This window comes from Sphingomonas sp. 3-13AW, from assembly GCF_049311085.1.
In the GTDB taxonomy this organism is placed as follows: domain Bacteria; phylum Pseudomonadota; class Alphaproteobacteria; order Sphingomonadales; family Sphingomonadaceae; genus Sphingomonas.
Window position 1 is genome coordinate 11,757 of sequence record NZ_JASNVZ010000004.1, and the last position, 25,097, is coordinate 36,853.

The 25,097-nt window shown below is 68.3% G+C and carries 24 protein-coding genes; 7 read left to right on the forward strand and 17 right to left on the reverse strand.

Annotated features, from left to right (window positions below):
* Nucleotides 1–23 precede the first annotated feature (23 nt).
* Complete coding sequence (locus QP045_RS06500) at nucleotides 24–1,160, reverse strand: phage portal protein (protein ID WP_422514159.1); 1,137 nt, start codon at nucleotides 1,158–1,160, stop codon at nucleotides 24–26.
* A gap of 28 nt (nucleotides 1,161–1,188) precedes the next feature.
* Between QP045_RS06500 and QP045_RS06505 the strand changes: the two genes are divergently transcribed.
* Entirely contained in the window at nucleotides 1,189–1,404 is a 216-nt protein-coding gene (locus QP045_RS06505; protein WP_422514160.1) for a hypothetical protein, read from the forward strand.
* Between the two features lie 8 nt (nucleotides 1,405–1,412).
* On the opposite strand, the gene QP045_RS06510 is transcribed toward QP045_RS06505, so the two are convergent.
* Both QP045_RS06510 and QP045_RS06515 read right to left on the reverse strand, forming a co-directional pair.
* Nucleotides 1,413–2,693, reverse strand: coding sequence for a DNA-packaging protein (locus QP045_RS06510; protein WP_422514161.1), 1,281 nt, complete (start codon nucleotides 2,691–2,693; stop codon nucleotides 1,413–1,415).
* A 26-nt stretch (nucleotides 2,694–2,719) separates the two neighbouring features.
* Complete coding sequence (locus QP045_RS06515; protein WP_422514162.1) at nucleotides 2,720–3,208, reverse strand: hypothetical protein; 489 nt, start codon at nucleotides 3,206–3,208, stop codon at nucleotides 2,720–2,722.
* A 188-nt stretch (nucleotides 3,209–3,396) separates the two neighbouring features.
* On the opposite strand from QP045_RS06515, the gene QP045_RS06520 reads away from it, so the two are divergent.
* The 3 genes from QP045_RS06520 (at nucleotide 3,397) to QP045_RS06530 (ending at nucleotide 5,922) form a co-directional block, all read left to right on the forward strand.
* The gene (locus QP045_RS06520; RefSeq protein ID WP_422514163.1) at nucleotides 3,397–4,398 is read left to right on the forward strand and encodes a bile acid:sodium symporter family protein; all 1,002 of its coding nucleotides are present in this window, start codon (nucleotides 3,397–3,399) and stop codon (nucleotides 4,396–4,398) included.
* A 53-nt stretch (nucleotides 4,399–4,451) separates the two neighbouring features.
* Entirely contained in the window at nucleotides 4,452–5,378 is a 927-nt protein-coding gene (locus tag QP045_RS06525; RefSeq protein WP_422514164.1) for a TraB/GumN family protein, read from the forward strand.
* Nucleotides 5,379–5,439: 61 nt separating this feature from the next.
* Nucleotides 5,440–5,922: a DUF1440 domain-containing protein gene (locus tag QP045_RS06530; RefSeq protein WP_422514165.1), complete on the forward strand. Its 483-nt coding sequence runs from the start codon at nucleotides 5,440–5,442 to the stop codon at nucleotides 5,920–5,922.
* Here the strand turns inward: QP045_RS06530 and QP045_RS06535 are convergent.
* The 4 genes from QP045_RS06535 to QP045_RS06550 all read right to left on the reverse strand — a co-directional run bounded on the left by QP045_RS06535 (nucleotide 5,919) and on the right by QP045_RS06550 (nucleotide 9,317).
* Nucleotides 5,919–6,674, reverse strand: a complete 756-nt coding sequence (locus QP045_RS06535; RefSeq protein ID WP_422514166.1) for an exonuclease domain-containing protein — start codon at nucleotides 6,672–6,674, stop codon at nucleotides 5,919–5,921. The genes QP045_RS06530 and QP045_RS06535 overlap by 4 nt on opposite strands.
* A gap of 115 nt (nucleotides 6,675–6,789) precedes the next feature.
* The gene (gene pgmG, locus QP045_RS06540) at nucleotides 6,790–8,172 is read right to left on the reverse strand and encodes a phosphoglucomutase/phosphomannomutase PgmG (RefSeq protein ID WP_422514167.1); all 1,383 of its coding nucleotides are present in this window, start codon (nucleotides 8,170–8,172) and stop codon (nucleotides 6,790–6,792) included.
* A 51-nt stretch (nucleotides 8,173–8,223) separates the two neighbouring features.
* Nucleotides 8,224–8,478 (reverse strand): J domain-containing protein, encoded by a 255-nt coding sequence (locus QP045_RS06545; RefSeq protein ID WP_422514168.1) that lies wholly within the window; start codon nucleotides 8,476–8,478, stop codon nucleotides 8,224–8,226.
* Nucleotides 8,478–9,317 (reverse strand): division plane positioning ATPase MipZ, encoded by an 840-nt coding sequence (locus tag QP045_RS06550; RefSeq protein WP_422514169.1) that lies wholly within the window; start codon nucleotides 9,315–9,317, stop codon nucleotides 8,478–8,480. The genes QP045_RS06545 and QP045_RS06550 overlap by 1 nt, the downstream gene beginning before the upstream one ends.
* Before the next feature lie 68 nt (nucleotides 9,318–9,385).
* Here QP045_RS06550 and panC point away from each other — a divergent pair, with 68 nt between their 5' ends.
* Complete coding sequence (gene panC / locus QP045_RS06555) at nucleotides 9,386–10,228, forward strand: pantoate--beta-alanine ligase (RefSeq protein WP_422514170.1); 843 nt, start codon at nucleotides 9,386–9,388, stop codon at nucleotides 10,226–10,228.
* Between the two features lie 86 nt (nucleotides 10,229–10,314).
* Here panC and QP045_RS06560 read toward each other — a convergent pair whose 3' ends face one another.
* From QP045_RS06560 to plsY, 3 genes are all read right to left on the reverse strand, one after another.
* A complete protein-coding gene (locus QP045_RS06560) occupies nucleotides 10,315–12,888 on the reverse strand; it encodes a hypothetical protein (protein ID WP_422514171.1) in 2,574 nt (857 codons plus the stop codon).
* A 103-nt stretch (nucleotides 12,889–12,991) separates the two neighbouring features.
* Nucleotides 12,992–14,095, reverse strand: a complete 1,104-nt coding sequence (gene dprA, locus QP045_RS06565) for a DNA-processing protein DprA (RefSeq protein WP_422514172.1) — start codon at nucleotides 14,093–14,095, stop codon at nucleotides 12,992–12,994.
* On the reverse strand, nucleotides 14,088–14,657 hold the full coding sequence (gene plsY, locus QP045_RS06570; RefSeq protein WP_422514173.1) for a glycerol-3-phosphate 1-O-acyltransferase PlsY: 570 nt from the start codon (nucleotides 14,655–14,657) through the stop codon (nucleotides 14,088–14,090). The genes dprA and plsY overlap by 8 nt, the downstream gene beginning before the upstream one ends.
* A 143-nt stretch (nucleotides 14,658–14,800) precedes the next feature.
* On the opposite strand from plsY, the gene murI reads away from it, so the two are divergent.
* Nucleotides 14,801–15,598: a glutamate racemase gene (gene murI / locus QP045_RS06575; protein ID WP_422514174.1), complete on the forward strand. Its 798-nt coding sequence runs from the start codon at nucleotides 14,801–14,803 to the stop codon at nucleotides 15,596–15,598.
* A gap of 74 nt (nucleotides 15,599–15,672) precedes the next feature.
* A complete protein-coding gene (gene hemA / locus QP045_RS06580) occupies nucleotides 15,673–16,914 on the forward strand; it encodes a 5-aminolevulinate synthase (RefSeq protein ID WP_422514175.1) in 1,242 nt (413 codons plus the stop codon).
* Between the two features lie 48 nt (nucleotides 16,915–16,962).
* On the opposite strand, the gene QP045_RS06585 is transcribed toward hemA, so the two are convergent.
* The 7 genes from QP045_RS06585 to QP045_RS06615 form a co-directional block, all read right to left on the reverse strand.
* Nucleotides 16,963–17,892, reverse strand: coding sequence for a bifunctional riboflavin kinase/FAD synthetase (locus tag QP045_RS06585; protein WP_422514176.1), 930 nt, complete (start codon nucleotides 17,890–17,892; stop codon nucleotides 16,963–16,965).
* A 63-nt stretch (nucleotides 17,893–17,955) separates the two neighbouring features.
* Nucleotides 17,956–18,426, reverse strand: a complete 471-nt coding sequence (locus QP045_RS06590; protein WP_422514177.1) for a dihydrofolate reductase — start codon at nucleotides 18,424–18,426, stop codon at nucleotides 17,956–17,958.
* On the reverse strand, nucleotides 18,423–19,217 hold the full coding sequence (locus QP045_RS06595) for a thymidylate synthase (protein WP_422514178.1): 795 nt from the start codon (nucleotides 19,215–19,217) through the stop codon (nucleotides 18,423–18,425). The genes QP045_RS06590 and QP045_RS06595 overlap by 4 nt, the downstream gene beginning before the upstream one ends.
* Nucleotides 19,218–19,255: 38 nt before the next feature.
* Nucleotides 19,256–20,044: a class I SAM-dependent methyltransferase gene (locus QP045_RS06600; protein ID WP_422514179.1), complete on the reverse strand. Its 789-nt coding sequence runs from the start codon at nucleotides 20,042–20,044 to the stop codon at nucleotides 19,256–19,258.
* A 29-nt stretch (nucleotides 20,045–20,073) separates the two neighbouring features.
* Nucleotides 20,074–21,201, reverse strand: coding sequence for a peptide chain release factor 2 (gene prfB / locus QP045_RS06605; protein ID WP_422514180.1), 1,128 nt, complete (start codon nucleotides 21,199–21,201; stop codon nucleotides 20,074–20,076).
* Nucleotides 21,202–21,319: 118 nt separating this feature from the next.
* Nucleotides 21,320–23,827, reverse strand: a complete 2,508-nt coding sequence (locus QP045_RS06610; protein WP_422514181.1) for a penicillin-binding protein 1A — start codon at nucleotides 23,825–23,827, stop codon at nucleotides 21,320–21,322.
* A gap of 81 nt (nucleotides 23,828–23,908) precedes the next feature.
* A complete protein-coding gene (locus QP045_RS06615; RefSeq protein ID WP_422514182.1) occupies nucleotides 23,909–24,805 on the reverse strand; it encodes an N-acetylmuramoyl-L-alanine amidase family protein in 897 nt (298 codons plus the stop codon).
* Nucleotides 24,806–25,097 lie beyond the last annotated feature (292 nt).

Below are 25,097 nucleotides of genomic sequence, written 5' to 3' on the forward strand. Positions count from 1 at the left end.
GCGCGCCCTCGGGGCGCACCGATCTAAAGCCCGGCGCCCACCATCGGCCCGACGCCGACCATGGCCCGCTTCTCCTCGCGCGTCAGGAACTCCGCGCTGCTGACCTGCGACCACAGCCGCTCCCGGTCCTCCGCCAGTGCCGGCACCCGGTCGAGATCCACCGCCAACCCCGCATCGGCGAAGTGGCCGGCCAGCCCCTGCCCAAGTTCCGCCAGGATCCGCTCCGCAAGCGGCAGGATCGCCAACCGCCACAACGCCCGGTTCGCCACACGGTAATTGGCGTAGGTGTTGTCGCCAGGCAGCCCCAGCAGCATCGGTGGCACCCCGAACGCGAGCGCGATTTCCCGTGCCGCCTGTGCCTTCAGCCCGTTGAAGTCCATGTCCGCCGGCGTCAGGCTCATCGCCTGCCACTTGAGCCCGCCCTCCAGCAGCATCGGCCGCCCCGCGTTGGCGGCACCCGCAAAGGCCGCCTCCATCTCGGCCCGCAATCGATCGAACTGGTCGCGCGAAAGCACGCCGCCGTCCCCCGGATCGTACACCAGGGCACCCGAAGGGCGGGCCGCATTGTCCAGCAGCGCCTTGTTCCATCGCGCTGCCGCATTGTGGACCGCGATCGCGCCCGCCGCCGCGCCCAGGCAGCCGAGGCCATAATGGTCGTCAAGCGGATGGAACGCCTTGATATGGACCACCGCCGCCCGTCCGGCGGCATCCTCCGCGGCCAGCCGCTGCACCTGCCCTCCCACCCGATAGCGGAACGCCACCGGCCAACCGTTGGCATCGGGCTCCACCGTCACCCGCTCGGGGCGAAGCGCATAGAGTTCGCCGACGCCCCCGCGGCCGTTCTCGAGCAACTGGACGAAGGCGTTGCCGTGCAGCAGCAGCTGTGCCGCAATCGTCTCGATCAGCACCTGCCCCGCCGATCGTCGCGTCACCAGCCGCACGAGTTCCGGGTCCGCTCCCGTGATCGGCGCCGCCGCCGCGCCCTCGGCGACCATCCGCACCGCCCGCTGTGCAATCGCATTCTCCAGATAGCCCGCGCGCACCTGCGCTTCGTAGCTGGTCGGCCAGCTGCCGAGTGCCGACATCGCGCCCGATGCCGACAGCGCCGGCCTGCGCCCGTCGACGCCCGTCTCCAGGCTCTTCCTGCCGAACCATTTCATGCTAGCTTCCTCCGTCTAGGAGAGTCAGATGCCGCAAAGCGCACACTTCGCCCTGTTCCCTGCATCGCTGATGCTGTTCTGGCTGGGCGGCATGTTCGTCTGGGCAGGCTGGCGCATCCGCCGCGAGCAAGTCCGCCCCGCCGGTGGAGAGCCCTTCGCCCGCTCCGCTGCCCGCCACCTCACCGTCGGCGGCAGCGTGTGTGCCGCCGCTTTCGTACTGTTGTTCCTGTCGCTGTTTACCTGAGCCGGGGCTCACAACCCCCGCACGGAGGCTGGCCCCCGCCGGCCCAGCATCAGCTCGTCCATCGCCCAGACCAGCGCGTCGGCGCGGTCCGGCGACCGGCCCGGCCCTTCATAGCCGCCTCCCGCCACCAGGCCGCATAACTCGTCCTCCAGCTCGGGGAAGGCGCCGACATGTGCCACGCGCCCGCGCTCATAGAGCGCCGCGATCGGTTCGGCCCGTGCGGACTTGCCGCGCGACGCATGCACCAGCCGCACCGGCAACGCCGCCTCGGCAGTGCGCAGCACCGTCTCCACCATCGCGCCGCCCTGGTTCGCCTCCGCAACCACGCGATCCGCGTCGTGCCGCGCCGCACAGGCTGCCACTGCCCGCGCCCACCCGTCCGGCGTCAGCCCGGCGGCGCTTGCATCCTCCAGCACATAGCCGCGCCCGTCGCTGGCCACGCCCGCGGCGACGATGCCGCACGCGTCGCCTTCCGCACTGGCCGGCGGATCGACGCCGACCACGATCCGCACCAGCTCCGGTGCTACCGCCGCCCGGCACCGCTCGATCAGCGCGCGCGTCCACAGCGCACCGGCCACGTCTTCCAGCAGTTCGCCGTCGAGTTCCTGCCGCCCCAGCCTGGTTCCGGCATAGTGCGCCGTCATCGCCTCGACGAAGCTCGCTGGCAGGTGCGGATTGTCGGCGGTGCGCCCATGCGTCTCATGCACCCCCGGCAAAGTGCGCACCCGCCGCAGCAGGGTGCCCGGCTTGGGCGTCGTGGTCACCACCAGCTGCGGCTGCTCCCCCAGCCGCAAACCCATCATCAGATTGTCCCAGGCCGCGTCTCCGTCGCGCCATTTGGCGATTTCGTCACACCAGCCGGCATGATGCTCCGGGCCGCGCAGCTTCCCGGGCGCGGCGGCCGAATAGGGAAAGGCCATCGCTCCCGATGCAAAGTGCAGCACGCCGCACTTCAGCAACGTCGGTTCGCTTTCACGCGCACTCGCCTGCAGGCCGCCCTCGCCGCCGATCATCACCCGGTGCACGTCGTCCAGTGTTGCCCCCACCAGCGCGATCCGCGCGCCCGGATGGCAACGCGCAAATGCCGACACCCATTCGGCCGCGGCCCGTGTTTTACCAAAACCGCGCCCGGCCAGGATCATCCAGATCCGCCAGTCCTCCACGCCCGGCAGCTGTCCGGCGTGCGCCCACCGTTCCCACCGTTCCAGCAGTTCGCGCCGCTGCTCCGGCGACAATGCCGCCAGCGTCGCCGCCTGCGTTTCCGGATCGGCACGGGCGAGCGCCCGCATCGCAAAGTCCCTTTTTTCCGCCGGGGTCACGCATCGCCTCCCCCTTGCGCCTGCCGGGCGCGCGCTTCCTCTGCCGCCTGTCGCTTGCCGAGCATCGCCAGCCGCTTGAGGATCGCAGCATCCGTCTTGTCGGCCACGGCAGACGGCTTGAGCGCCTTGCCCTCTGGCCGGTCCATGTCCCGGTGACGGTCGACCAACCGCAGCGCGAACAGCACGTCGGGTGTTTCCAACGGCCCGTTCGCATCCCCGGCCAGCACCGCGGCGGTTCGCTCGATCAGCATCGCTTCCAGCCGATCATATCCAACCCGCAGAGCCGCCCGCCACCCTTGCGCAAAGCCGGCATTGGTGCGGCACGCGGCATAGGCGTCGAGCGGCGCAATCGCGACGGCCTGGGCCGCCAGTTCGACGCTGCCGGTGGCCGCCAGATGGTTAAGGAAGCCGCTTTCCTCCTTGCTGCTCAGCCGCTTGGTCGAGGAAGCCGTGCTGCCCGATCCAGCCACGATCCGATTGCTCATCGCACATCCCCCTGAACGCGAGCGGGGCCGGCGCCCCCGGCACCAGCCCCGCCCGCAATTCCTCAGCGTTCCTGCTATGTGCCATATGAGCGTGACGATGTCAAGTACTTTGTACCTGTTTGGTTCGTATATCTTCGTTCGGCAACAATCTCTCGGCGGGCGTCCTGTCTTCCGGTACGAGGCTGGCGATGACGTCTCCTCCGCCGCTTCTGCGCCGCCTCACGTCGGCGATCGACACCTTCAGCATGCTGCTCATCGGCACCGTGGTGCTGGCGAGCCTGCTTCCCTGCCGCGGTCGAGCGGCCGACGCCTTCGGTATCCTCACACAGATTGCGATCGCGCTGCTGTTCTTCCTCCACGGCGCCAAGCTGTCGCGCGCGGCCATCGTCGCGGGGATCACGGCCTGGCGCCTGCACCTGGTGGTGCTCGCCGCCACCTTCCTCCTCTTCCCCGCCTTGGGCCTGGTGGTGGCGGGGGGCTCGTCCTGGTTCCTGTCGCCGGCCCTGGTGCAGGGCCTGCTGTTCCTGACGCTGCTCCCCTCGACGGTGCAGTCGTCGATCGCCTTCACGGCCATTGCCGGCGGCAATGTCCCGGCGGCGGTGTGCAGCGCCTCGCTTTCCAACATCGCGGGTATCTTCGTGACCCCGCTCCTGGTCGCGCTGCTCATGGGTGTCTCGGGCGGCAATGGCGATTCCCTTGCCGCGATGGAACAGATCGCGCTGGAACTGCTCCTCCCCTTCATCCTCGGCCATTTCGCCCGTCCGCTGGTCGGCGGCTTCATCGAACGCCACAAGCCACTGGTCACCAGCTTGGATCGGGGTTCGATCCTGCTGGTAGTCTACACGGCCTTCAGCGCAGCGGTGATCGAGGGGCTTTGGCACCGCGTTCCGGCGTGGCAGCTGGCGCTGGTGATCGCGGTCTGCTGCCTCCTGCTCGCCGTGGTGCTGCTGGCGACCCGGACGATCAGCCGCCGGCTGGGCTTTGCGCGCGCAGAGGAGATCGTGATCCTCTTCTGTGGCTCGAAAAAGAGCCTCGCCTCGGGTGTGCCGATGGCCGGCGTCCTGTTCCCGGCGGCCCAGGTAGGCGCGCTCATCCTCCCGTTGATGATCTTCCACCAGCTTCAGCTGCTCGCCTGCGCGGTCATCGCTCGCCGCTACGCACAGGCGGCGGAAACCGCTCCGAACGCTTGACAGCCGCGGCCCGCTCGGGCGCAACGCATGCCTGCTCCAAGGATAAGAAACCGATGATCAAGATCCTGCTGCGTACCGCCGGCCTGTTCGCCTTCGCCGCCTGGACGATGCCGCTTGCCGCGCAACAGGCCCCGGCACCCGCCCCGGCGGCGGCGGCGGCGGCCGCGACCGTAGACGCCGATCCGGCGCTGTGGGTGGTCAAGGACGACGACACGACCATCTATCTCTTCGGCACCATCCACCTGCTCAAGCCCGGCCTCAGCTGGTTCGACGAGGCTGTGAAGACCGCCTTCGACGCGAGCGACGAGCTGGTACAGGAGATCGTCCTTCCCGATCCGGAGACGGTGCAAAAGGCGCTGGTCGCCACCGCGATCAACCCGACCGGCCCGGGGCTCGAGCAGAAGCTGCCCGCCGATACCCGCAAGGCCTATCTTGCGGCGCTCGCCGACCTTGGAGTCCCGGCCGCGGCTTTTGACCGGTTCGATCCCTGGTTCGCGGCGACGAACCTGTCGGTGCTCAAGCTGGTGAAGGCTGGCTATGATCCCAACAGCGGCACCGAACAGGCGCTCACCGCCGCCGCCAAGCAGGCGGGCAAGCCCGTGACCGGGCTTGAGACCCTCGAACAACAGTTCGGCTATTTCGACGGCCTGTCCGAGAAGTCGCAGATCGCCTTCCTCGCCGACACTGTGAAGCAGCTCCCCGAGGCCGAGAAAGAAATCGGCAAGATGGTGACCCAATGGTCCGAGGGCGACACGGACGCGCTTGCCGAGACGATGAACGAGGGCCTCAAGGCCACGCCGGAAATCGCCAGGATCCTGCTGGTCGATCGCAACGTTCGCTGGGCCAACTGGATCGCGGACCGGATGGCAAAGCCGGGCACGGTCTTCGTCGCCGTCGGCGCCGGGCATCTCGCCGGCAAGGACAGCGTCCAGACCAAGCTCGCCGCGCACAATCTGAAGGCAGAGCGCATTCACTATTAAGTCCGCGGAGCAGTTCGCCTCGCCGCTCGTTGGGTGCGGGGCTGAAAGAGAAGGACAGCGCATGGCGAACACCGCACCCCGGCCGCTCCTGGGCCTGTTCGCCGGCATCGCTGCCGGCGTCGTCGCCTCGGCCGCGATGGCAGCCTTTCAGGCCGCAGCCGCACGGTTCGTTCCCTCGGACGACGATGCGGAACCGGCGACGGTGAAGGCCGCCGACCGTGTCAGCAAGGCCGCGACCGGGCATCCCGTACCTGATCGCCACCGGGCTGCTGCCGGCCGGACGGTTCATTATGTCGTCGGGGCAGCCCTTGGCGGCATCTATGGCGTGCTTGCCGAATACCGGCCGACGACGCGGCGCGGCTTTGGCGGCGCCTATGGCCTGGTCACCTCCATTCTGTTCGACGAAACCGCGGTTCCGGCCGCCGGGCTCGGCGCGGCGCCGTGGCAAGCATCCCTCGCCAGCCAGGGCTACGGCCTGGCCTCGCACATGGTCTACGGCGTCGCGCTCGAGGGGACCCGCGCGCTCCTCGGCGGCCGCCGCTAGAGCAGCAGCCAGTCCTCGCGCGTGCGGCCGACGGCCCCGCCGCTCTGGCGCCGCGCCAGTTCCTGTTCCGCGGTGTAGCGCACGTCCTCGTCCCGGTCCGACAGGAACCCGTCGAGCGAATCGTCGTCGATTTCTGTCCACTCCCGCCCGCGATCGGGACCATAGCGCACCCGCGGCAGCAGGCCCGGCAGGTTCGACCATTCGATCAGCTGGGCGATGCTCGCCTCGTTCAGCATGTCGCGCAGGTGGAATGCGGTGACATAGGCGTCGGGGAACGCCCGATGCGCGGGCAGGCCCCGCTCATGCTCCATGCCCTGCGGCCGCCGCCAATAGCGCAGCATCTGGTTGGAGAAGCCGGGCGATTCCGGCCACAGCCGAAGCGCGCATTTCCAAGTGCAGATCCAGTCGGCGCCATGCGTCAGCGGCGCGGTGCAGAACTTCTGCTCGAAGTCGGAACGATGCGCCGCCAGCGCGACCCGCCGGGGATAGGGATCCAGCACCCGCCGGGCAACGTCGTGCCAATAGGGGGCATCGGCGACCTGCTCGTCCAGGATGTGGTGCACCGCCTGGGTGACGGGCGGGATCATGCGCCCGGGATTGACGAGCTGCGAGCCACCCTCGCCCAGCAGTTCCCAGCGCCCGTCGGGGCCCAGCGCGACGTCCTGCCAGCCGATCTCGCACACGCCATGCAGCGGCGGCGCGTTGCCGGTGGTCTCGAGGTCGATGACGCGAACGATCTGGGGGGAAGCCATTGCGCCGAAATGGGGCAGCCGGCCGCGAATTGCCACCCCATGCGGCCGCTAAACTGCCGCGCGGATGTCCCGCGATGGCGGGGCCGGGGCGACGTCGCGCCCCGGCTTCACACGGTCAGTGGGCCGCCTGCGCCCCACGCTGCAGCCCGCTCAGCGCCAACTGCTCGTCAATCTGCGCCATCAGGCGGGCGAGGCCTTCCTCGGTCTTGGCCTCCGCCCGCGCGACCAGCACGTCCTGCGTGTTGGACGCGCGCAGCAGCCACCAGCCGTCGGGCGTGTTCACCCGCGCGCCGTCGGTGCGGTTGACGTCGGCACCCGCCGCTTCCAGCCGCTCCAGGATCTCGTCGACCACCGCGAACTTGCGGCTTTCGTCGACCTGAAAGCGCATTTCCGGGGTGTTGATCATGTTCGGCATCGCGCCGCGGATCTCGGTCATCGACTTGCCGATCATGTGCACCGCGCGGATCAGCCGCACCGCTGCATAGGGCGCGTCGTCGAACCCGTAATAGTCGTGCGCGAAGAAGATATGGCCCGACATTTCGCCGGCGAGCGGCGCGTCGGTTTCCCGCATCTTGGTCTTGATGAGGCTGTGGCCGGTCTTCCACATCAGCGGCTTGCCGCCCAGTTCCTCGATGCGGTCGAACAGCGCCTGGCTCGCCTTCACGTCGGCGATGATGGTCGCGCCCGGCAATTCCTTCAGCACCGGCTCTGCAAGGATCGCCAGCAACTGGTCGCCCCAGATCACCCGCCCGGTGCCGTCGACAGCACCGATCCGGTCGCCGTCGCCATCAAACGCGAGCCCGAAGTCGAGGTTCTTGTCGGCCACCAGCTGCTTCAACGCCGCCAGGTTCTTTTCTTCGGTTGGATCCGGGTGGTGGTTCGGAAAGCGGCCGTCGACATCGGTGAACAGCAGGTGGTGCTCGCCTGGGAGCAGCTTGGTAAGCTTCTCGATCACGGGGCCGGCCGATCCGTTGCCCGCGTCCCAGCCGATCCGGTACGCCCCGCCGGCATAGCCTGCCATCAGCCGGCCGACATAATTGTCGACGATATCATAGTCGCTGACGGCGCCTTCGCCCTCGTCCCAATCCGCCTCTGCAGCCATCTGGCCGAGCTTCTGGATGTCCTCGCCAAAGAAGGGCTTGTGCTGCAGCACCATCTTGAAGCCGTTGTAGTCGGCCGGATTGTGGCTGCCGGTGATCATGATGCCCCCGTCGACCTCAAGCGTCGCCTCGGCATAATAGAGCATCGGCGTCGGCCCCAGACCGACGCGCACCACATCGACGCCGCTCTGCGTGAGGCCAGCGACCAGCGCCGCCTCCAGCTCGGGCGAGGACACGCGGCCGTCGCGGCCCACCGCAACGCGGGTGCCGCCGGCACGGCGCACCAGCGTCGCAAAGCCGCGCCCGATCGCGTTGGCGTCTGCCGTTCCCAGGGTTTTGCCGACCACCCCTCGAATGTCATATTCGCGCAGCGAGGTAGGGTCGAAGACGTGGCTCATGAAAATCTCCTGGGAAACGCTAGTCTCAGATCGCCCGGCGCGACCGAAAGTTCAATTCCGCAGCCGCCCGAGCAGCGTGTCGCGCGCAGCGTTCACCCGTCGGGTAAGGTCGGCCGAGCCGCCCCTGTCGGGATGCACGGCACCGACGAGCCGCCGGTGCGCGGCGCGGATGGTCGCCTCGTCGGCATCCGGGCCGACGCCCAGCACCTGCCGCGCCTCGGCTTCGCCCGACAGCTTCGGCTTGCGCGGCCGCAGGTAGAGCCACAGCCCCACCAGCGCCGCGATGATAAGAATGAACTTCAGCATCACGCCGCGGCGGAGGGAAGCGCCGGGTCCGGCAGCGCCAGCCCGGCCATCATCTCGCGAAGTTCCTGCCGCGCGGCGACGTGGCTCAGGCCCATCGCCCCGAACTCCCGGCTGTCCAGCATGGTCAGCCCCTTGGGGAACAGCTCGCGATAGATCACCCGCTCCGAAAGCCCCGGGATCACTCGGAAGCCGACGCGCTTGGACAGCTGCTCGATCGCCTCCGACACGCGGCGCATGTTGCGCGCCTCGATGTGCTGCAGCCGGTTGCGCAGCACGACCCAGTCGATCGTCGATCCGTCGGCGCGCGCCCGGTGCTTGCGCGATTCCCAGATGAGCTCGGAATAGAAGCTCGGCCGGGTGACCTTGAACGTCTCCGGATCCACCTGGCCGATCAGGTCGAAGTCGACGAAGCTGTCGTTCATCGGCGTCACCAGCGTGTCGGCATTGGTGACTGCGATCCGCGCGAACGGATCGTCGCGACCCGGCGTGTCGATCACCACATAATCGGCTTCTTCCGACAAACGCTCCAGCGTGTCGGTAAAGAAGTCCATGCTCTCACCGTCATGCGTCGCATGGATCGGCATCGGCAGGCTGTTGCCCAGCCGCCGCGCAGTCTCCGCGCGATTGTCGAGATAGCGCCCCAGCGTACGCTGGCGATGGTCCAGGTCGAACGCCGCCACGCGCGCGCCCCGCGCGGCCAGCGCGATCGCGACATGAACCGCGGTCGTCGACTTGCCCGTGCCGCCCTTTTCGTTGGCGAACACGATCACGTGCAATCCGTTTGAGGCCGTGCTCAAGGTGCCTTCTATCCCCTGTTGGTGCCCTGGTGCTGGTGCCATGGTGTTGATCCCGTGGCGGCACCCCCATAGAAGGCCGCCTTCTCATTCTTACCGGAGGCATTGGGGCCGTGCAAACCATCCGTCAGCTCGACGCGCTTCGCGACGCGCTGGCTTCATTCCGCGCCGCAGGGGAGAGCATTGCGCTCGTCCCGACCATGGGGGCGCTTCACGCCGGGCACATCGCGCTCGTCGAAACCGCCCGCCTGCGCGCGCAGCGCGTCGTGGTGTCGATCTTCGTAAACCCGATCCAGTTCGGCCCGAACGAGGATCTGGCCCGCTATCCGCGCCGCGAGATGCAGGATGCGCGCATGCTGACAGACGCGGGCGCCGATGTGCTGTGGATGCCGCCGGTCGAGGAAATGTACCCCGGCGGCTTCGCCACTGCCGTCTCGGTCTCCGGCGTCAGCGATATCCTGGAGGGCGCCCACCGCGCGGGGCATTTCGACGGCGTCGCGACCGTAGTCGCCAAGCTGCTCGGCCAGGTCCGCCCGGACATCGCCCTGTTCGGGGAAAAGGATTTCCAGCAGCTGGCGGTCATCCGCCGCCTCGTGCGCGATCTCGATCTGGGCGTCGAAGTGCTGGGCGTGCCGACGCAGCGCGACGACGACGGCCTCGCCCTGTCGTCCCGCAACCTCTACCTCGATCCCGACGAGCGCCAGCGCGCCGTCGCGCTCCCACGCGCCCTCGGCATCGCGGCACGCTCGCTGGAAAAGGGTGGCTCCGCGGATGAGGCGCTCGCCCAGGCCCGCGACATGCTCATCCAGGCCGGGTTCGAGATCGACTATGTCGCACTCGTCGATGCAGAGACGCTCGGAGAGCCCGCAGCCGACCGCCCGATGCGCCTCCTCGCCGCCGCCCGCATCGGCAACACCCGCCTGATCGACAACGTAGCGGTCGAGCCCGCCGCCTGACGGTACCCGCCTCCCGCACGCGCCAAGGCGCGGCGGGAGGCGGCGCGAGAGTCAGCGGCGGGCGCCGTTCGGTCGGGAGCGCGGCCTCAGGCTGCCTGCTTGCCCTCGTCCCGGAACTCGATCGGGCAAGCACCGCCCGCGCAATCTAGATGCTCGCGCCCGATGTCCTCGGACATCGTCGACCGCTGGATGGCGCGCGCGATCCCTTCGAACTCCGCCTTTGAGACCGGCTGCTCCGGCAGATACTCGTACGCGGTCAGGTCTTCGGACTGGGGCATTACCGAACAGGCCCGCACACCCGGCTGATGCGCGCGCAGCATCGCCTCGAACGTCGCAAAATCCGTTTCCGCAGGGCGGTACTTCAGCGTGTAGCTGATCTGGTTGCCATAGGCCGGCAGCGCCTTGGCGCCGGCGAGATGCTCGACCGTGTCAAACCCTTCCAGCCAGAACCGCTCGCCCAGCCGCAGCCATGCGAACTGGTCTTCCATGCTGGCCTCACCTGCCGTCACCAGTTCGCTCTCGATGCCGTCGAGCTCGGCGATCGTCGGGGACGTCGGAAAGCCGACGATGGTGTGGCCCTTGTACGTCTCCAGCGTGCGCACGGGATACCCAAGCGCCGCATATTCGGCGACGAGCGGGTCGTCGTGGCGATACTGAACCCAGCGCAGGTAATGGAGCATCGACGGCAGGTGCCAGCCCTCCGTCAGGCCAAACAATTTGGAAACCGACCCTGACGGCTTGATCGTCGTCATCGTGTGCGGCACGCCGACACCCAGCTTCCCGGCATAGCCGGTCGCCTCGTCGTGCACGGCCCGGGAAAGCGCACCCAGCGTGTCCCAGAACGCCGCCGCCCGGATCGCCGGCGGGTACTCCAGGATCGCCTCCTCGACATGCTCCGCGTCTTCTGCCTTGGCGCGATGATAGCCGGCAAAGTCCGGCGCCACGAGATCGCGAAACGCCACCCGGAAGAACTTCCACGCGAACTCATGGACGCCCGTCAGCCCCACGCCGATGCGGTTCGTCCGCTGCACCTCTGCAGAATAGAGGCTGTCCATCAGGTTGACGCGCATCAGCGCCCGCACTGCCGCCCGGACCGAGGCATCCGCCTCCTCCAGCGTGTCGCAGTGGAACGGCGCCACATCCGCGATCACGCAGAACGCGCCGAGCACGCTCAACACGATCTCGCCGCAGGGATTGACGATATAGCCGTTGCTCTTGGACGCGACGATCCGCGCCAGCCGCGCCAGGTACATGCGCGTATCGTCCTGGACCTGATACCGCTCGGATCCGACGAAGTCGCCTCGACGGAACGCGGGCGCGTCGAGCCCGGCATCGTTCTTGACCAGCAGGTCCTCGTTGATGAAGCCCGGCTCGCCCGTGCCGTCGCCATAGGCGCATTCGGCCCCCCGCCGGAACACCGCCCGCGCATGCCGGCTGAGCTGCGCATTATACTCGGGATGCCCCGGTTCCAGCGCAACGCGCCGCCAGAAGTCGGCATCCACCGTCACGCTGTTGTTGCTCGACCACAGGAATGCCATCGGCGGGAACGCGCTCTGCTGGCGCAGCGCCACGACCTCTTCCATCGACAGCCCGTCATATTCGATCGGCCGCTTGACCTCGATGAACTCGACGGCGTCAAGGTCCGACCAGTGCTTGGTCGACATGCGCGCCGCACGGCGCGCCCCGCCCACCAGGACCGGCTCGGCGAGATAATGGTCGATGTAGAGCGTCTGCCGCCACGGGGCGAGGCCGGCACCCTTGATCTTCGCGATCTTCTCGAACGCGTTCATCAGCGGGACCGGGCCCGACGAAGGCCGCCCCTGCATGCCCATGATCGGCTCGCCGCGCCCGCGCACCTGCGAGAAGTCGATCACGAGCAGCCGGTCGCTGAAGACCTTTTGATAGGTCATGATCTCCAGCATCTCGACCGCCTCGGCCCAGCCTTCGCGGCTGTCCGGCACGGTGAACCAGGTGACGTTTCCGCCCTTGCCATACAGGTGCCGCGCATCCCGCACCGAACTGTGCTGCGAATGATCGAAGTCCGGGTGCGCATCGTCGAGCACGACCCGGATGGTGGGCATGTTGTCCCAATTCGTCAGCATCAGGTCATCGTCGTAGCAACGCCCCACGCCGGACCCGTTGAGCAGCAGGTAGAACAGCGCGAAGGAGGTCGCGGCCGTGCTGCAATTGGTGAACACCTCCTGCGGGCGCGTGATCTGGGCAGCGTCGCCCTGCTGCAGATGCCGTCCCGACATCAGCACCGCACCCTTGGCGATCAGGTCGCGCAAGCCGCTCGCCTCCGCCTCGCGCACGTCGGCATCCGGCTCGCGCGGCTGGCCATCGGGTCCCGGCAGCGCGAGTAGCGATGCATTGCCCTCAGCAACGCGCGCAGCAAGTTCGCCCCAGCTTTCCCACCTGGTCGGCGGCGCAAAGCCCCGCATCGCCGCCTTCGAGTCCAGGCGAACCGTAAAGCCGCCGCTGTTGTTGAGCGCGACCAGCCAGGGCTTCAGATCAGGGTCGGCCGGATTGAGCGCAATCTCCCGATCGAGCAGCGCCAGCGCCTCGTCCGTCAGCACGCGCCGCAGATAGGTACGCTCCGCCACTGCCACCCCCATTCCCGGGTGCAGGGGGCGGAACTCGGGTGCGGGGGCAAGCGTCATCTAGCGTCTCCGTGGGGACACAGAAGCTAAGCCTTCGCCCGCTCATCTACAACATCATATTGTGCACAAGATGGTTGCAGCCACTGCATCTTGTGGTGGAGGGCTAGCCGGCAGCCGCCTCGCCGACGCTGACGCGCGCCCCCGCATGCCGCTCCAGGCGCCCGGCGAGTTCCAGCTCCAGCAGCACGGTCTGCACGACGGCGGCCGGCAAGCCCGACTGGCGGATCACTTCATCGACCGGAACCGGCGCAGGGCTCAGCAGGTCGGAAACCACCCGCCGCTCCGCCTCGCCCGCGTCCTCCAGGGCCGGTTGCGCGTCATAGCGGCTGCCCGGCGATCGCAGGTTCCGTGGATCGATGGGGCGCAGCATCTCTGCCACATCGGCAGCCGACTGGATGAGCGTCGCGCCCTCGCGGATCAGCAGGTTGCAGCCCTGGGCGCGCGGATCGAGCGGGCTGCCCGGCACCGCCATCACCTCCCGCCCGGCCTCGGCGGCCAAGCGCGCCGTGATCAGCGAGCCGGACTTGGGCGCCGCCTCCACCACCACCGTCCCCTGCGACAGTCCGGCGATGATGCGATTGCGATAGGGAAAATGTCGGGCGCGCGGCTCGGTCCCCGGCGGCTGCTCGGCCACCAGGAGCCCGCGAGTCGCAACCGCCTCCTGCAATTCGGCGTTCTCGGGCGGGAAGGCGATGTCGATCCCGCTCGCGATCACCCCGACGGTACCACCTGCCAGGGCACCGATGTGCGCCGCCGTGTCGATCCCGCGCGCCAGGCCGGAGACGACGGTAATCCCCTCCGCCGCCAGCGCTTCCGCCAATTGGCGGGCGAAACGACAGGCCGCGGCGGACGCGTTGCGCGCGCCGACCATCGCTACGCACGGCCGCAACATCAACGCCGACTCGCCACGCAGGATCAGCGCGGGCGGTGCGTTCTCGATCTGGGCAAGGAGCGGCGGATACTCGGAATCCTCTAGGAACAGGTAACGGGCGCCCAGCCGCTCCGTTCGCGCGATCTCGCGTCGCACGCCCTCTTCCGCCGCGATCACCGGCGCCCGTCCGCCGCCGCGCGCTGCCAGCTGCGGTAGCGCTTCAAGTGCGGCGGCAGCGCTGCCGAACCGCGCGACCAGCTGACGATAGCTGACGGGACCGACGTTCGCGGAGCGAATCAGCCGCAGCCGATCGACCCGCGGGTCGGCGTCAGCCACCCGTGCGGCTGCCGATGCGCGGCTCGGTACCCTCGAGCAAGCGGCCCAGATTCTCGCGGTGGTTCCACAGCGCCACCGCCGCCAGCCCCAGCAAGAGCAGCACCAGGTCGAAACGCCCGAAGAAGGCGGCACTCACCGGCGCGGAGATGCAGGCGGTCATTCCCGCCACCGAGGATATGCGCAGGAGCGCCAGCAGACCCAGCCACACCACCGCGAACACCAGTGCGCTGGGCCAGTGGAGGGCCAGCACGACCCCCATCATCGTCGCCACGCCCTTGCCGCCGCGAAAGCCCAGCCAGACGGGAAAGCAGTGGCCCAGGAACGCGGTGGCCGCCGCCAGCAACCCGTAGCCCGGGAACAGCCATTCGGCGAGGAGCACGGCAAGGCAGCCCTTGGCCGCGTCGAGCAGCAGCGTCGCCGCGGCCAGCCCCTTGCGGCCGGTACGCAGCACGTTGGTCGCGCCGATATTTCCCGATCCGATCGCGCGCAGATCGCCCGCGCCGAACCAGCGCGCGAGCAGCAGCCCGAACGGGATCGAGCCAAGGGCGTAGCCTAGCAGCAATGCGCCGACGGCCGGCCCCAATGTGAAGTCACTTGGCAAAATAGCTCTCAATCCCCGATTGCCCACAGGCTAAGCCTTTCGGTATCGAGGCGCAACAACGACGATCAAAGCGGGAACGCCGCCTCCCCGCCACAAGGAAGCCGATGCCTGACAGCCGTCCGATCCTGTTCTTCGATTCCGGTGTAGGCGGCCTCTCCGTGCTCGCGCCGACCCGGCGTCTGCTGCCGAATGCGCCGATCGTCTACGCGGCCGATTCGGCTGGCTATCCCTATGGCACACGCAGCGAGGCGGAGATCGCCGCGCGCGTGCCTGCGCTCCTCGGTCGCCTGGCAGAACGCTACCGCCCGCGGCTGATCGTGATCGCCTGCAATACCGCCTCCACCATCGCCCTGCCCGCGGTTCGTGCCGCGCTCGACCTGCCGGTGGTGGGCACCGTTCCTGCCATCAAGCCCGCTGCCGAGCGCAGCCGGACGCGCGTGATCGGCGTGCTCGGTACGGACGCCACCGTGCGCCAGCCCTATGTCGACGATCTCGCGGAGCGGTTTGCGGCCGATTGCCGGGTGCTGCGGCACGGTTCGGCGGCGCTCGTCGCGCTGGCCGAAGCGCGACTGCGCGGGGAGGAAGCCCCGAGCGAGGCCTACCGCGCGGTGCTTTCCGGCCTGCTCGACCAGCCGGACGGCGACCGCATCGACGTGATCGTCAACGCCTGCACCCACTTTCCACTGGTTTCGGATCGCCTTGCCGAAGCCGCCGGCCGTCCGATCCGCTTCGTCGATGGTGGGGAGGGGATCGCCCGCCGCGTCGCCTATCTCCTGGACGGCGCCGAGTGGCCCGATTCGCCGGTGCCGGGGGAAGCGGTGTTCACCGGCCCCGGCGTCGACACCGAGTCGCTCAGCCCCGCACTCGTCGGCTACGGTCTGATCCAGATCAAAACTCTGTGATTCCCGGCGCGGTCGGGAACCTTACGGACCTTTCCTTGTGGAAAAGCAGGGGTGTGCACGGTATGTCACCCGCCATGTCCAGCGACGCAACTGTTCGCGCGGTCGATTATAGCCGCGTTTTCAACCAGGCCATCGACAGGCTTCATGCCGAGGGGCGCTACCGGGTGTTCATCGACATCCTGCGCAACAAGGGCATGTTCCCGAACGCGCGCTGCTTTGCCGGGCATAACGGGCCCAAGCCGATCACGGTCTGGTGCTCCAACGATTATCTGGCGATGGGGCAGCACCCCAAGGTGATCGCCGCGATGGAAGAGGCGCTGCACGACGTCGGCGCCGGCTCCGGCGGCACCCGCAACATCGGCGGCAACACCCATTACCACGTCGACCTCGAGAGCGAACTCGCCGACCTCCACGGCAAGGAAGGCGCACTGCTGTTCACCAGCGGCTACGTCTCCAATGAGGCGACGCTTGCGACCCTCGCCAAGGTTCTGCCGGGCTGCATCATCTTTTCCGATGAGCTCAACCACGCCTCGATGATTGCCGGCATCCGCAACTCGGGGTGCGAGAAGCGCGTCTTCCGCCACAACGACCTCGCCCATCTCGAGGAACTGCTCGCCGAGGCCGATCCGCAGGCGCCAAAGCTGATCGCGTTCGAAAGCGTCTATTCGATGGACGCCGACATCGCGCCGATTGCGGAGATCTGCGACCTCGCCGAAAAGTATAACGCCCTCACCTATCTCGACGAAGTCCATGCCGTCGGCATGTACGGCGCGCGCGGCGGCGGCATTTCGGAGCGGGACGGCGTCGCCGACCGCCTCAACATCATCGAGGGCACGCTCGGCAAGGCGTTCGGCGTGATGGGCGGCTATATCGCAGCCGATCGTACGATCATCGACGTGATCCGCAGCTACGCCCCTGGCTTCATCTTCACCACCTCGCTCTCCCCGGTGCTGGTCGCCGGCGCGCTCGCGAGCGTGCGCCACCTGAAGGCGTCGTCCATCGAGCGCGAGGGGCAGCAGGCCGCCGCCGCCAAGCTCAAGGCGATGTTCAAGGAGGCCGGGCTGCCGGTGCTGGAATCCAGCACCCACATCGTGCCGCTGATGGTCGGCGACCCCGTAAAGGCCAAGCGGGTCAGCGACGTGCTGCTCGCCGAATACGGCGTCTATGTGCAGCCGATCAATTTCCCGACGGTGCCGCGCGGCACCGAGCGGCTGCGCTTCACCCCCGGCCCCGCCCATGACGAGGCGATGATGCGCGAACTGACCGATGCGCTGGTCGAGATCTGGGGCCGCCTGGAAATGCGCCGCGCCGCCTGAGGACAGGACAGCGGCGGCTCGCCCGGCGGCACCGCCGGGAACTGACCGCTACTTCTTCGCCAGGGCGGCCCGCGCATCCTCGCAGTCGCGCGCGATCTGCGCCTTCAGCGCGTCCAGATCGTCAAACCGCCATTCCGGCCGCAGATAGTCGATGAGCGCGACTTCGATCCGGCGGCCATACAGGTCGCCGGAAAAGTCGAAGAAATAGGGCTCAAGCAGTTCCAGCGGCGGCTCAATCATCGGCCGGATGCCCAGGTTGGCAACGCCGTCCAGGACCCGCCCGTCTTCCAGCCGCCCCCGCACCGCATAGATGCCATAGGCGGGCCGCAGGTACGTGCCGAGGTTCAGGTTGGCCGTCGGATAGCCAAGCTCCCGCCCCAGCCGGGCGCCCGGCTCCACCACGCCCTCAATCGCGAATGGCCGCGTCAGCAGCGCCGCCGCTTCCGCCGGGCGCCCCCCTTGCAACAGCGTACGGATGCGGCTGGAGGAGACCGGCCCGCCTGCGTCCTCCACAGGCGCCACGGTATCCACCGAAAAGCCGTGCGTTGCGCCCAGCGCCGCCAGCACCGCGACATTGCCGTCGCGGCCCTTGCCAAAGGTAAAGTCGGCACCCGTCACGACTCCGCCGATCCCGGAAAGGCCGCGCAGCCGCTCTTCCACAAAGGCTGCAGCCGACAGGCTGGCGAGATCGCCGTCAAAGCGGAACACCAGCATCGCGTCCGCACCCGCTTCGGCGAACAGCCGCTCGCGCTGGTCGAGGGTGGTCAGCCGGAACGGCGCCGCATCGGGACGGAAATGGCGGATCGGGTGCGGGTCGAACGTCGCGATGATCGCGGGCCGCCCCTCCGCATGGGCGCGCGTTACCGCGCGGCGCACCACTTCCTGGTGTCCAAGGTGAAAGCCATCGAAGTTACCGAGCGCGACGATCCCGCCACGCAACCCCGCGGGGACCGCCGAGCTGCCGTCCAGCCGTTCCATGAGCCGCGCTATAGGGAAAGCTGGGCCCCGCGCAAACCATGCACACGCCGCCCGGCCGAGCGCCTAGTCCCGCACCAGCGTGACGAAGCTGTAGGCCGGCCGCTCGCCCTCCGCGGGAAAGTGCTCCCGTGCTGCTTCCCGCCAGCCCGCGAACACCGGCACCACCGCGTCCCCTTCGGGTGCGGCGTGGACCTCGGTGAGTTCGATGCGCTCGGCCCGCGGCAGGAACAGCGTGAACACCTCGGCCCCGCCGATCACCGCCACTTCGCCGCTGCCGGCAAGCGCCAGTGCGGCCTCGGGATCGTGCACGACCTCCGCACCGGGCGCACTCCAGCTGCGGTCGCGCGTCAGCACGATGTGCCGCCGACCGGGGAGCGGACTCGGAAAGCTTTCAAAGGTCTTGCGCCCCATCACCATCGGCTTGCCCATGGTGCCCGCCTTGAAGCGGCGGAGGTCGGCCGGCAGGTGCCAGGGCAGTTTGCCGTCGCGCCCGATGACGCCGTTGTCGGCGCGCGCCAGGTGAAAGACGATCAAACCGCCACCGCCGCCTTGATGTGCGGCTGGGCGACATAGTCGTGCAGCACGAAATCCTCCAGCGCATAGCCGTCGATGCTGTCGGGACGACGCAGGATCTCCAGCCGCGGCAGCGCCGTGGGCGTGCGCGACAGCTGTTCGCGCGCCTGGTCCAGGTGGTTGAGGTACAGGTGGCAGTCGCCCCCCGTCCACACGAACTCGCCGACTTCCAGGCCGCACTGGTCGGCCAGGATGTGGGTCAGCAGCGCATAGCTCGCGATGTTGAACGGCACCCCCAGGAAGATGTCGGCTGAGCGCTGGTAGAGCTGTAGCGACAGCTTGCCGTTCGCGACATGGCACTGGAACAGGCAATGGCACGGCGCCAGCGCCATCGCGGGCAGGTCGCCGGGGTTCCAGGCGGAAACCACCATGCGCCGTGACGCGGGATTGGCCTTCAGCGTCGCGATCAGCTCTGCGATCTGGTCGATGTGGCGGCCGTCCGCCGTCTCCCAGTCCCGCCACTGCTTGCCATAGACGGGGCCCAGTTCGCCCGCCTCATCCGCCCATTCGTTCCAGATGCTGACCTTGCGGTCCTGGAGCCAGCGCACGTTGGTGTCGCCCCGCAAGAACCACAGCAGCTCCACGATGATCGAGCGCAGGTGCAGCTTCTTGGTGGTGAGCACCGGAAAGCCGGCGGCCAGGTCGAAGCGCATCTGGTGGCCGAACACGCTGCGCGTGCCGACGCCGGTCCGGTCCATCGTCTCCGCGCCGTGGTCGAGCGCGCGCTGCATCAGGTCGAGATATTGCTGCATGCAGCGGAGGTAGCCGCTGCGGACGCCCAACGAAAGCGCTAGTCGGCGGTTGCCCGCGCAGGAGCCGGAGTGGCAGGCGCCTTGGGGCCGGACGTGTTCAACCGGCACGGCCGGATTGCGCTCGGTTCCGGCCGCGGTCCGACCGCCTGGAACGTCGCGAGGTACCCGCCTGCCGACGGCATCGGCAGCATCGACACCTGCTGATAGCCCACCGCCTCGAACTCGCAGCGCAACAGGGCTGGCGGCGTCCCATGGTTCTGGGTCGCGCGGTTCGCATCCACCACCACCACCAGCCCGCCGGGGCGCAGCGACGGCCGCAGGTGCCACAGGAAGGCATAGGGCGCGGCGATCTCATGGTACATGTGCACCATCAGCACCCGGTCGAAGCTCGCCTCCGGCAGGCGCGGGTCATCGGCCTTGCCCAGCCGCACGCTGACATTGTCGAGCCGCTCGCGCGCGACACGCTGCGCCAGGGCGTCGCGCACCTCGGGCACGATATCCTCGGCGAGCACGCGACCCTCGGGGCCGACGCGCTGGGTCAGGCGGATCGTGTAATAGCCCTCGCCCGCACCGATGTCGGCGACCGTCATGCCCTTGGCGATGCCGGCGCCGTCCATGACTTCCTCGGCCTCGTTCAGCCGGTCGCGCGCTTCCTCGGTCGACCAGCGTGAGGACACGATGGTCGCGACCGGGCGGTCGGCGGCGGGGAAATCCGACGGCTTCGCCTCGGACGTGCGCTCGGGCAGCTTGGGTTCGGTGGCATCACATGCGCCCAGCAGCAGGACGAGCCCCGCCGTTGCCGCGGTGGCTCCCGCCAGACGCCGCATGCGCAGTTCAGGCAAGAGCCGCCGCACGATCAGTCGACGTCCTCCACCTCGACCGTCTCACCGGTCACCCGCTGCGACAGCGCCGCCGCCATGAACGGGTCGAGCGCACCATCGAGCACGTCGCCCGGCGCGGTGGAGGTGACGCCGGTCCGCAGATCCTTCACCAGCTGATAGGGCTGGAGGACATAGGAGCGGATCTGGTGGCCCCAGCCGATGTCGGTCTTGGTCGCGTTCTGCGCGTTCGCCACCGCCTCGCGCTCGGCGAGTTCCCGCTCGTACAGGCGCGCGCGCAGCTGGTTGAAGGCCTCTGCCTTGTTCTTGTGCTGCGAACGCTGGTTCTGGCACTGCACCACGATGCCGGTCGGCAAGTGGGTGATACGCACGGCCGAGTCGGTCGTGTTGATGTGCTGGCCGCCCGCGCCCGATGCGCGATAGGTATCGATGCGCAGCTCGCTCTCGTTGATCTCGATGTCGATGTTGTCGTCGATCACCGGATAGACCCACACGCTCGAAAAGCTCGTATGGCGCCGTGCCGCGCTGTCATAGGGGCTGATCCGCACCAGCCGGTGCACGCCGCTTTCGGTCTTGGCATAGCCATAGGCGTTTTCGCCCTTCACCAGCAGCGTGGCCGACTTGATGCCCGCCTGCTCGCCGGCGTGATAGTCGACCAGTTCCACCTTCATGCCGCGACGCTCGGCCCAGCGGGTGTACATGCGCAGCAGCATGCCCGCCCAGTCCTGGCTCTCCGTGCCGCCCGCACCCGAGTTGATCTCGATATAGGTGTCGTTGGCGTCGGCTTCGCCGGACAGCAGCGCCTTCACCTTGTCGACCTCGGCCCGCTCGGCCAGCTGGGCCAGGCTCTGCGTGCCCTCGTCCGCCATCTCGGCGTCGCCCTCGGCATCGGCCATCTCGATCAGCTCGACCGTGTCGGACAGTTCGCTCTCGATCGCGCGGGTGGCGGAGATCGCCTCGTCCAGCCGCCGCCGCTCGCGCATCACTTCCTGCGCGGCCTTGGGGTCGTTCCACAGGCTCTGATCCTCGACGCGCGCGTTCAGCTCGTCCAGGCGGCGCAAGGCGCGGTCCCAGTCGAGGAAGCGGCGCAGCAGCGCCAGTGCGTCGTTGATCTTGTCCACTAGGGCTTGCGCTTCAGCGCGCATCGAAATCTCTCCACTTTCGAGATCCCGGAAAACCCCGGAAATCTCGGGCCGCAACGGCGGCGCTCAATACATCGTCAGAAAGCGACTGCCGGTTCGGGCAGGATGGTCATCCCCTGCCCTAGTAAATGCCGCCCTCTCTTTGCAAGAAATCGCTGTCGCGCGGTGCGGAGGTCGCCTGCGGCGCCGCCTTCTGCACGGGCGCAGCCGCTTCCTCTTCACGGGACCGGCGCGCACGGCGACGCGGTTCGCTCTCCGGCTTGAACGCCTCCCAGATCACCGACGCCTTGGGATCGCTCGTCGGCCAGGCGCCGTACACCGGCTTGCCGCTCGCCCGATCGACCCGCACCATGCGGATGCCGGCCGGTGCCGTGAACGGCAGCTTGTCCATCCCCTCGAACGCCTTGACCGCGAACGCCTTGAAGATCGGCGCCGCCAGCGTCCCGCCCTGGGCATAGCCTCCCAGGTTCCGGGGCGTGTCATAGCCGATGTAGAGCCCGCCGATCATCTGCGGCGTGCCGCCCACGAACCACACGTCAGTCGGGCCGTTGTTGGTGCCGGTCTTGCCCATCATCGGCCGGTCGAGGTCGCGCAGCGTGACCGCCGTGCCGCGCTGAACCACGCCTTCGGCGATGTGGACCATCTGATATGCCGACAACGGATCGATCAGCTGGCGCGTCCGCACCACCGGCCGCGGCATCGCCTTGCCGTCCCAGTCGCGCGCATTGCAGCCGTCGCACGCCCGCCAGTTCTGCGGCCAGATCACCTTGCCATGGCGATCCTGCACGAAATCGATCACGCTCGGCGACAGCGCGCGGCCGTGGTTCACCAGGATCGAATAGGCGTTGACCATCCGCGCGACCGTCGTCTCGCCGGCGCCCAGGGCATAGGAAAGATAGGGCGGGTAGAGCCCCTCGCTCACGCCCAGCCGCTGGATGAGGTCGTTGACGTTCTTCATGCCCGTCGCCGCGGCCGCACGCACCGTCATCAGGTTACGCGACTGCTCGATGCCCCAGCGCATGGTGTGCGGCCCCGCATAGGAGCCGGAGAAGTTGCGGAAGCACTTGGTGCCCAGCCGCCCGCCCTGATCGACGCAATAGGGCGCATCGGCGATGATGGTGGCCGGGGTCATCCCCTTCTCGAGAGCCGCCGCATAGACGAGCGGCTTGATCGTCGATCCCGGCTGGCGCTTCGCCTGGGTGGCGCGATTGAACGCCTGCAGCCGCGAGTCGAAGCCGCCCTGCATCGCCAGGATACGCCCGGTGCGGGGTTCCTGGACGACCATGCCGCCCGACACGCGCGGGATGGAGCGTAGCCCGAAATTGCCGCCCTCCGGTGCGACCGCGATGATATCGCCGGCCTTCAGCGCGTTGAACGCTGCGCCGCCAGTCCCGCGCACCGGCATCTGCGCGGCAGACCGCGGCAAGGTCCCGGTGCTGCCGTCGGCAAAGCCGATCTGCGCGGAACTGCCGTCGCGCGACACCACGATGCCTGCGCGCCAGTCGCTATAGTCCAGTCCGATGTTGGTGTTCAGCAGCGCCTGGCGCCAGCGGTCGCCGTCGATCTCGACCTGGCGGATCGGGCCCGACCAGCCGCGCCCCGAATCGTACCGGATCAACCCGCGGCGAAGCGCATCCTGCGCATATTCCTGCAGCCGCGGATCGAGCGACGTGCGCACCCAGAGGCCGCCGGCATAGACGCTGTGCGGCCCGTCCTTCTCGTTCTCGCCCAGGCGGCCGAGCAACTGGCGGCGCACTTCCTCGATGAAATAGCCGCCCACCCGCTCGAACCGCGGAGTCTGCCGGGGCGTGGTGCCGAGCGGCTGCGCCACCGCGCCGTCGTACTGCGCCTGGGTGATGAAGCGGTTGCGCAGCATCTCCCCCAGCACCCAGTTGCGGCGCGCGATCGCGCGGTCATAGCCGCGCTCGGGCGTATAGTTGGACGGGCCCTTGGGCAGGATCGCCAGATAGGCCATCTGCGCCAGCGACAACTCATCCAGGTTCTTGTCGAAATAGGCATGGCTCGCCGCCTCGACACCAAAGGCATTCCGGCCGAGCGCGATCTGGTTGAGGTAGAGCTCGAGGATCTGCTCCTTGGTCAGCACCCCCTCGATACGATAGGCGAGAAAGGCTTCCTTCGCCTTGCGGACGTAGCTCACCTCGTTGCTCAGCAGCAGGTTCTTGGCGACCTGCTGGGTGATGGTCGAGGCGCCGATCGGCCGCCCGTCGTTGCGCAGGTTGGTCAGGACCGCGTTCGCGACACCGGGATAATCGACGCCGTGGTGCTCGAAGAAGGTGCGGTCTTCGGCGGCCAGGAAGGCGCGGACCAGCAGCGGCGGATATTCCGCATAGGACAGTTCCACGCGGCGCTCGCGCGCATAGCTGTGGATCGGGGTGCCATCGATGCCGCGGACGTTGGTCGGCAGCGGCGGCTCATAGGTGCGCAGCGCCTCGACCGACGGCAGGGTCCGGATCAGGAGGAACCAGATCACCACCATGCCCAGCCCCGCGAGCAGTGCCGCCCACGCAAGCAGGCGGAACCACCAGCGGCGCCGAATCCGGCGGAAACGGTCGCGCCAACCCTCTGGGCTGGGGTCGCGGGCGGTCACGGGGTCGAAAGCGGCACTCATCGGCCGCGCGATGTAGCAGGTTTGAACCGTGGTGCCAGCAGCTTGGCTGCGGCCCACCAGCCGAGTCGACCGTCCCGGCCGTCAGCGCGAGGCGAGCTGACGGGCGAAATGCACCTCCACCGCGCGCCGTACACTCTCTGCAATGGCACGCCTGCCGCTGTCCGAATTGAGCCGCTTGGCGTCCTCTTCGTTCGAGATATAGCCGGTCTCGAACAGGATTGACGGCATGTCCGGCGCCTTCAGCACCATCAGCGACGCCATCCGGTGGTAATTGGGCTTGAGCGGCACCAGCGGCTTGGCCTCGCGGCCGAGCAGCCGCGCGAACCCGGCCGACGCGTTCATCGTCTCGCGCTGGGTGAGGTCGATCAGGATCGACGAGATATCGGCCGACGCATCCGCCAGGTCGACGCCGGCCAGGATGTCCGCCTTGTTCTCGCGCGCCGCCAGCCGAGCCGCTTCCCGGTCCGACGCGACTTCGGAAAGCGTGTAGATCGACGCGCCCGATGCGCCCTGGTTCTCGGCACTGTCGCAATGCACCGAGATGAACAGGTCGGCGCCGAGCCGACGGGCGATGCCATATCGCTCCTGCAGGATCAGGAACTCGTCGCGATCCCGCGTCATTGCCACCCGCACGCGCCCCGATTCGAGCAGCTTGTCGCGGATCTCGCGCGCGAGCCTCAGGGTCAGGTCCTTCTCGCGCAGGCCGCCGTCCCAGGACGCCAGCGCGCCCGGATCATGCCCGCCGTGACCGGCATCGATCACCACCAGCGGCCGCCCGGCCACGCCGTCGATCCGCGGCAGGCGTCCGGCCCGGCGTGCGGGCGGCACCGCCATGCGGTTCCGGTACGAGGCGTCGCCTCCCCCTTCGGCCGGCGCGGCCGCGGTGGCTGCAATCGGCTGCGCCACCAGCGTGAGCGCCGCGGCGGCTAGCGCGGCGGTGCCGAACAGGGGTCGGCTAGGAACCCGGCGTGAAATCATAAACCCACTCGTCATCTGGTGCAGTCAGTTGTCGTTCGGGGGTTATCCCGCTGCCCTTGATCGTGAAACCATCAGGTTAAAGTCTTCCTAAGCCTGTCGCACAGGACAAGTCACGGCGCGATGAATGGTAGCACCAGCGCGCTGTTGCCGCGTGCCAGCGGCAATGCTACGCACCAAAATACGCCGATAGTCGTCCCCGACGACCGGCGCTCTCTCACCCGGTCGCCGCATCTGCGCCGACTAGCGGGAAACCAGGTTGACGCTCGCATGAGGCATGTTCCGTCCCGACTCA

Bases quoted from the DNA above. Each gene is read 5' to 3' on its own strand.
- QP045_RS06525 (WP_422514164.1), top strand. From the start codon at position 4,452: ATGATCAAGATCCTGCTGCGTACCGCCGGCCTGTTCGCCTTCGCCGCC.
- hemA (WP_422514175.1), top strand. From the start codon at position 15,673: ATGTCCAGCGACGCAACTGTTCGCGCGGTCGATTATAGCCGCGTTTTC.
- murI (WP_422514174.1), top strand. From the start codon at position 14,801: ATGCCTGACAGCCGTCCGATCCTGTTCTTCGATTCCGGTGTAGGCGGC.
- QP045_RS06595 (WP_422514178.1), bottom strand. From the start codon at position 19,217: ATGCAGCAATATCTCGACCTGATGCAGCGCGCGCTCGACCACGGCGCG.
- QP045_RS06510 (WP_422514161.1), bottom strand. From the start codon at position 2,693: ATGCGGGCGCTCGCCCGTGCCGATCCGGAAACGCAGGCGGCGACGCTG.
- QP045_RS06520 (WP_422514163.1), top strand. From the start codon at position 3,397: ATGACGTCTCCTCCGCCGCTTCTGCGCCGCCTCACGTCGGCGATCGAC.
- QP045_RS06530 (WP_422514165.1), top strand. From the start codon at position 5,440: ATGGCGAACACCGCACCCCGGCCGCTCCTGGGCCTGTTCGCCGGCATC.
- QP045_RS06615 (WP_422514182.1), bottom strand. From the start codon at position 24,805: ATGATTTCACGCCGGGTTCCTAGCCGACCCCTGTTCGGCACCGCCGCG.
- pgmG (WP_422514167.1), bottom strand. From the start codon at position 8,172: ATGAGCCACGTCTTCGACCCTACCTCGCTGCGCGAATATGACATTCGA.
- QP045_RS06610 (WP_422514181.1), bottom strand. From the start codon at position 23,827: ATGAGTGCCGCTTTCGACCCCGTGACCGCCCGCGACCCCAGCCCAGAG.
- QP045_RS06500 (WP_422514159.1), bottom strand. From the start codon at position 1,160: ATGAAATGGTTCGGCAGGAAGAGCCTGGAGACGGGCGTCGACGGGCGC.
- QP045_RS06515 (WP_422514162.1), bottom strand. From the start codon at position 3,208: ATGAGCAATCGGATCGTGGCTGGATCGGGCAGCACGGCTTCCTCGACC.
- QP045_RS06545 (WP_422514168.1), bottom strand. From the start codon at position 8,478: ATGCTGAAGTTCATTCTTATCATCGCGGCGCTGGTGGGGCTGTGGCTC.
- prfB (WP_422514180.1), bottom strand. From the start codon at position 21,201: ATGCGCGCTGAAGCGCAAGCCCTAGTGGACAAGATCAACGACGCACTG.
- QP045_RS06585 (WP_422514176.1), bottom strand. From the start codon at position 17,892: ATGGAACGGCTGGACGGCAGCTCGGCGGTCCCCGCGGGGTTGCGTGGC.
- QP045_RS06600 (WP_422514179.1), bottom strand. From the start codon at position 20,044: ATGCGGCGTCTGGCGGGAGCCACCGCGGCAACGGCGGGGCTCGTCCTG.
- QP045_RS06505 (WP_422514160.1), top strand. From the start codon at position 1,189: ATGCCGCAAAGCGCACACTTCGCCCTGTTCCCTGCATCGCTGATGCTG.
- QP045_RS06550 (WP_422514169.1), bottom strand. From the start codon at position 9,317: ATGGCACCAGCACCAGGGCACCAACAGGGGATAGAAGGCACCTTGAGC.
- QP045_RS06535 (WP_422514166.1), bottom strand. From the start codon at position 6,674: ATGGCTTCCCCCCAGATCGTTCGCGTCATCGACCTCGAGACCACCGGC.
- QP045_RS06560 (WP_422514171.1), bottom strand. From the start codon at position 12,888: ATGACGCTTGCCCCCGCACCCGAGTTCCGCCCCCTGCACCCGGGAATG.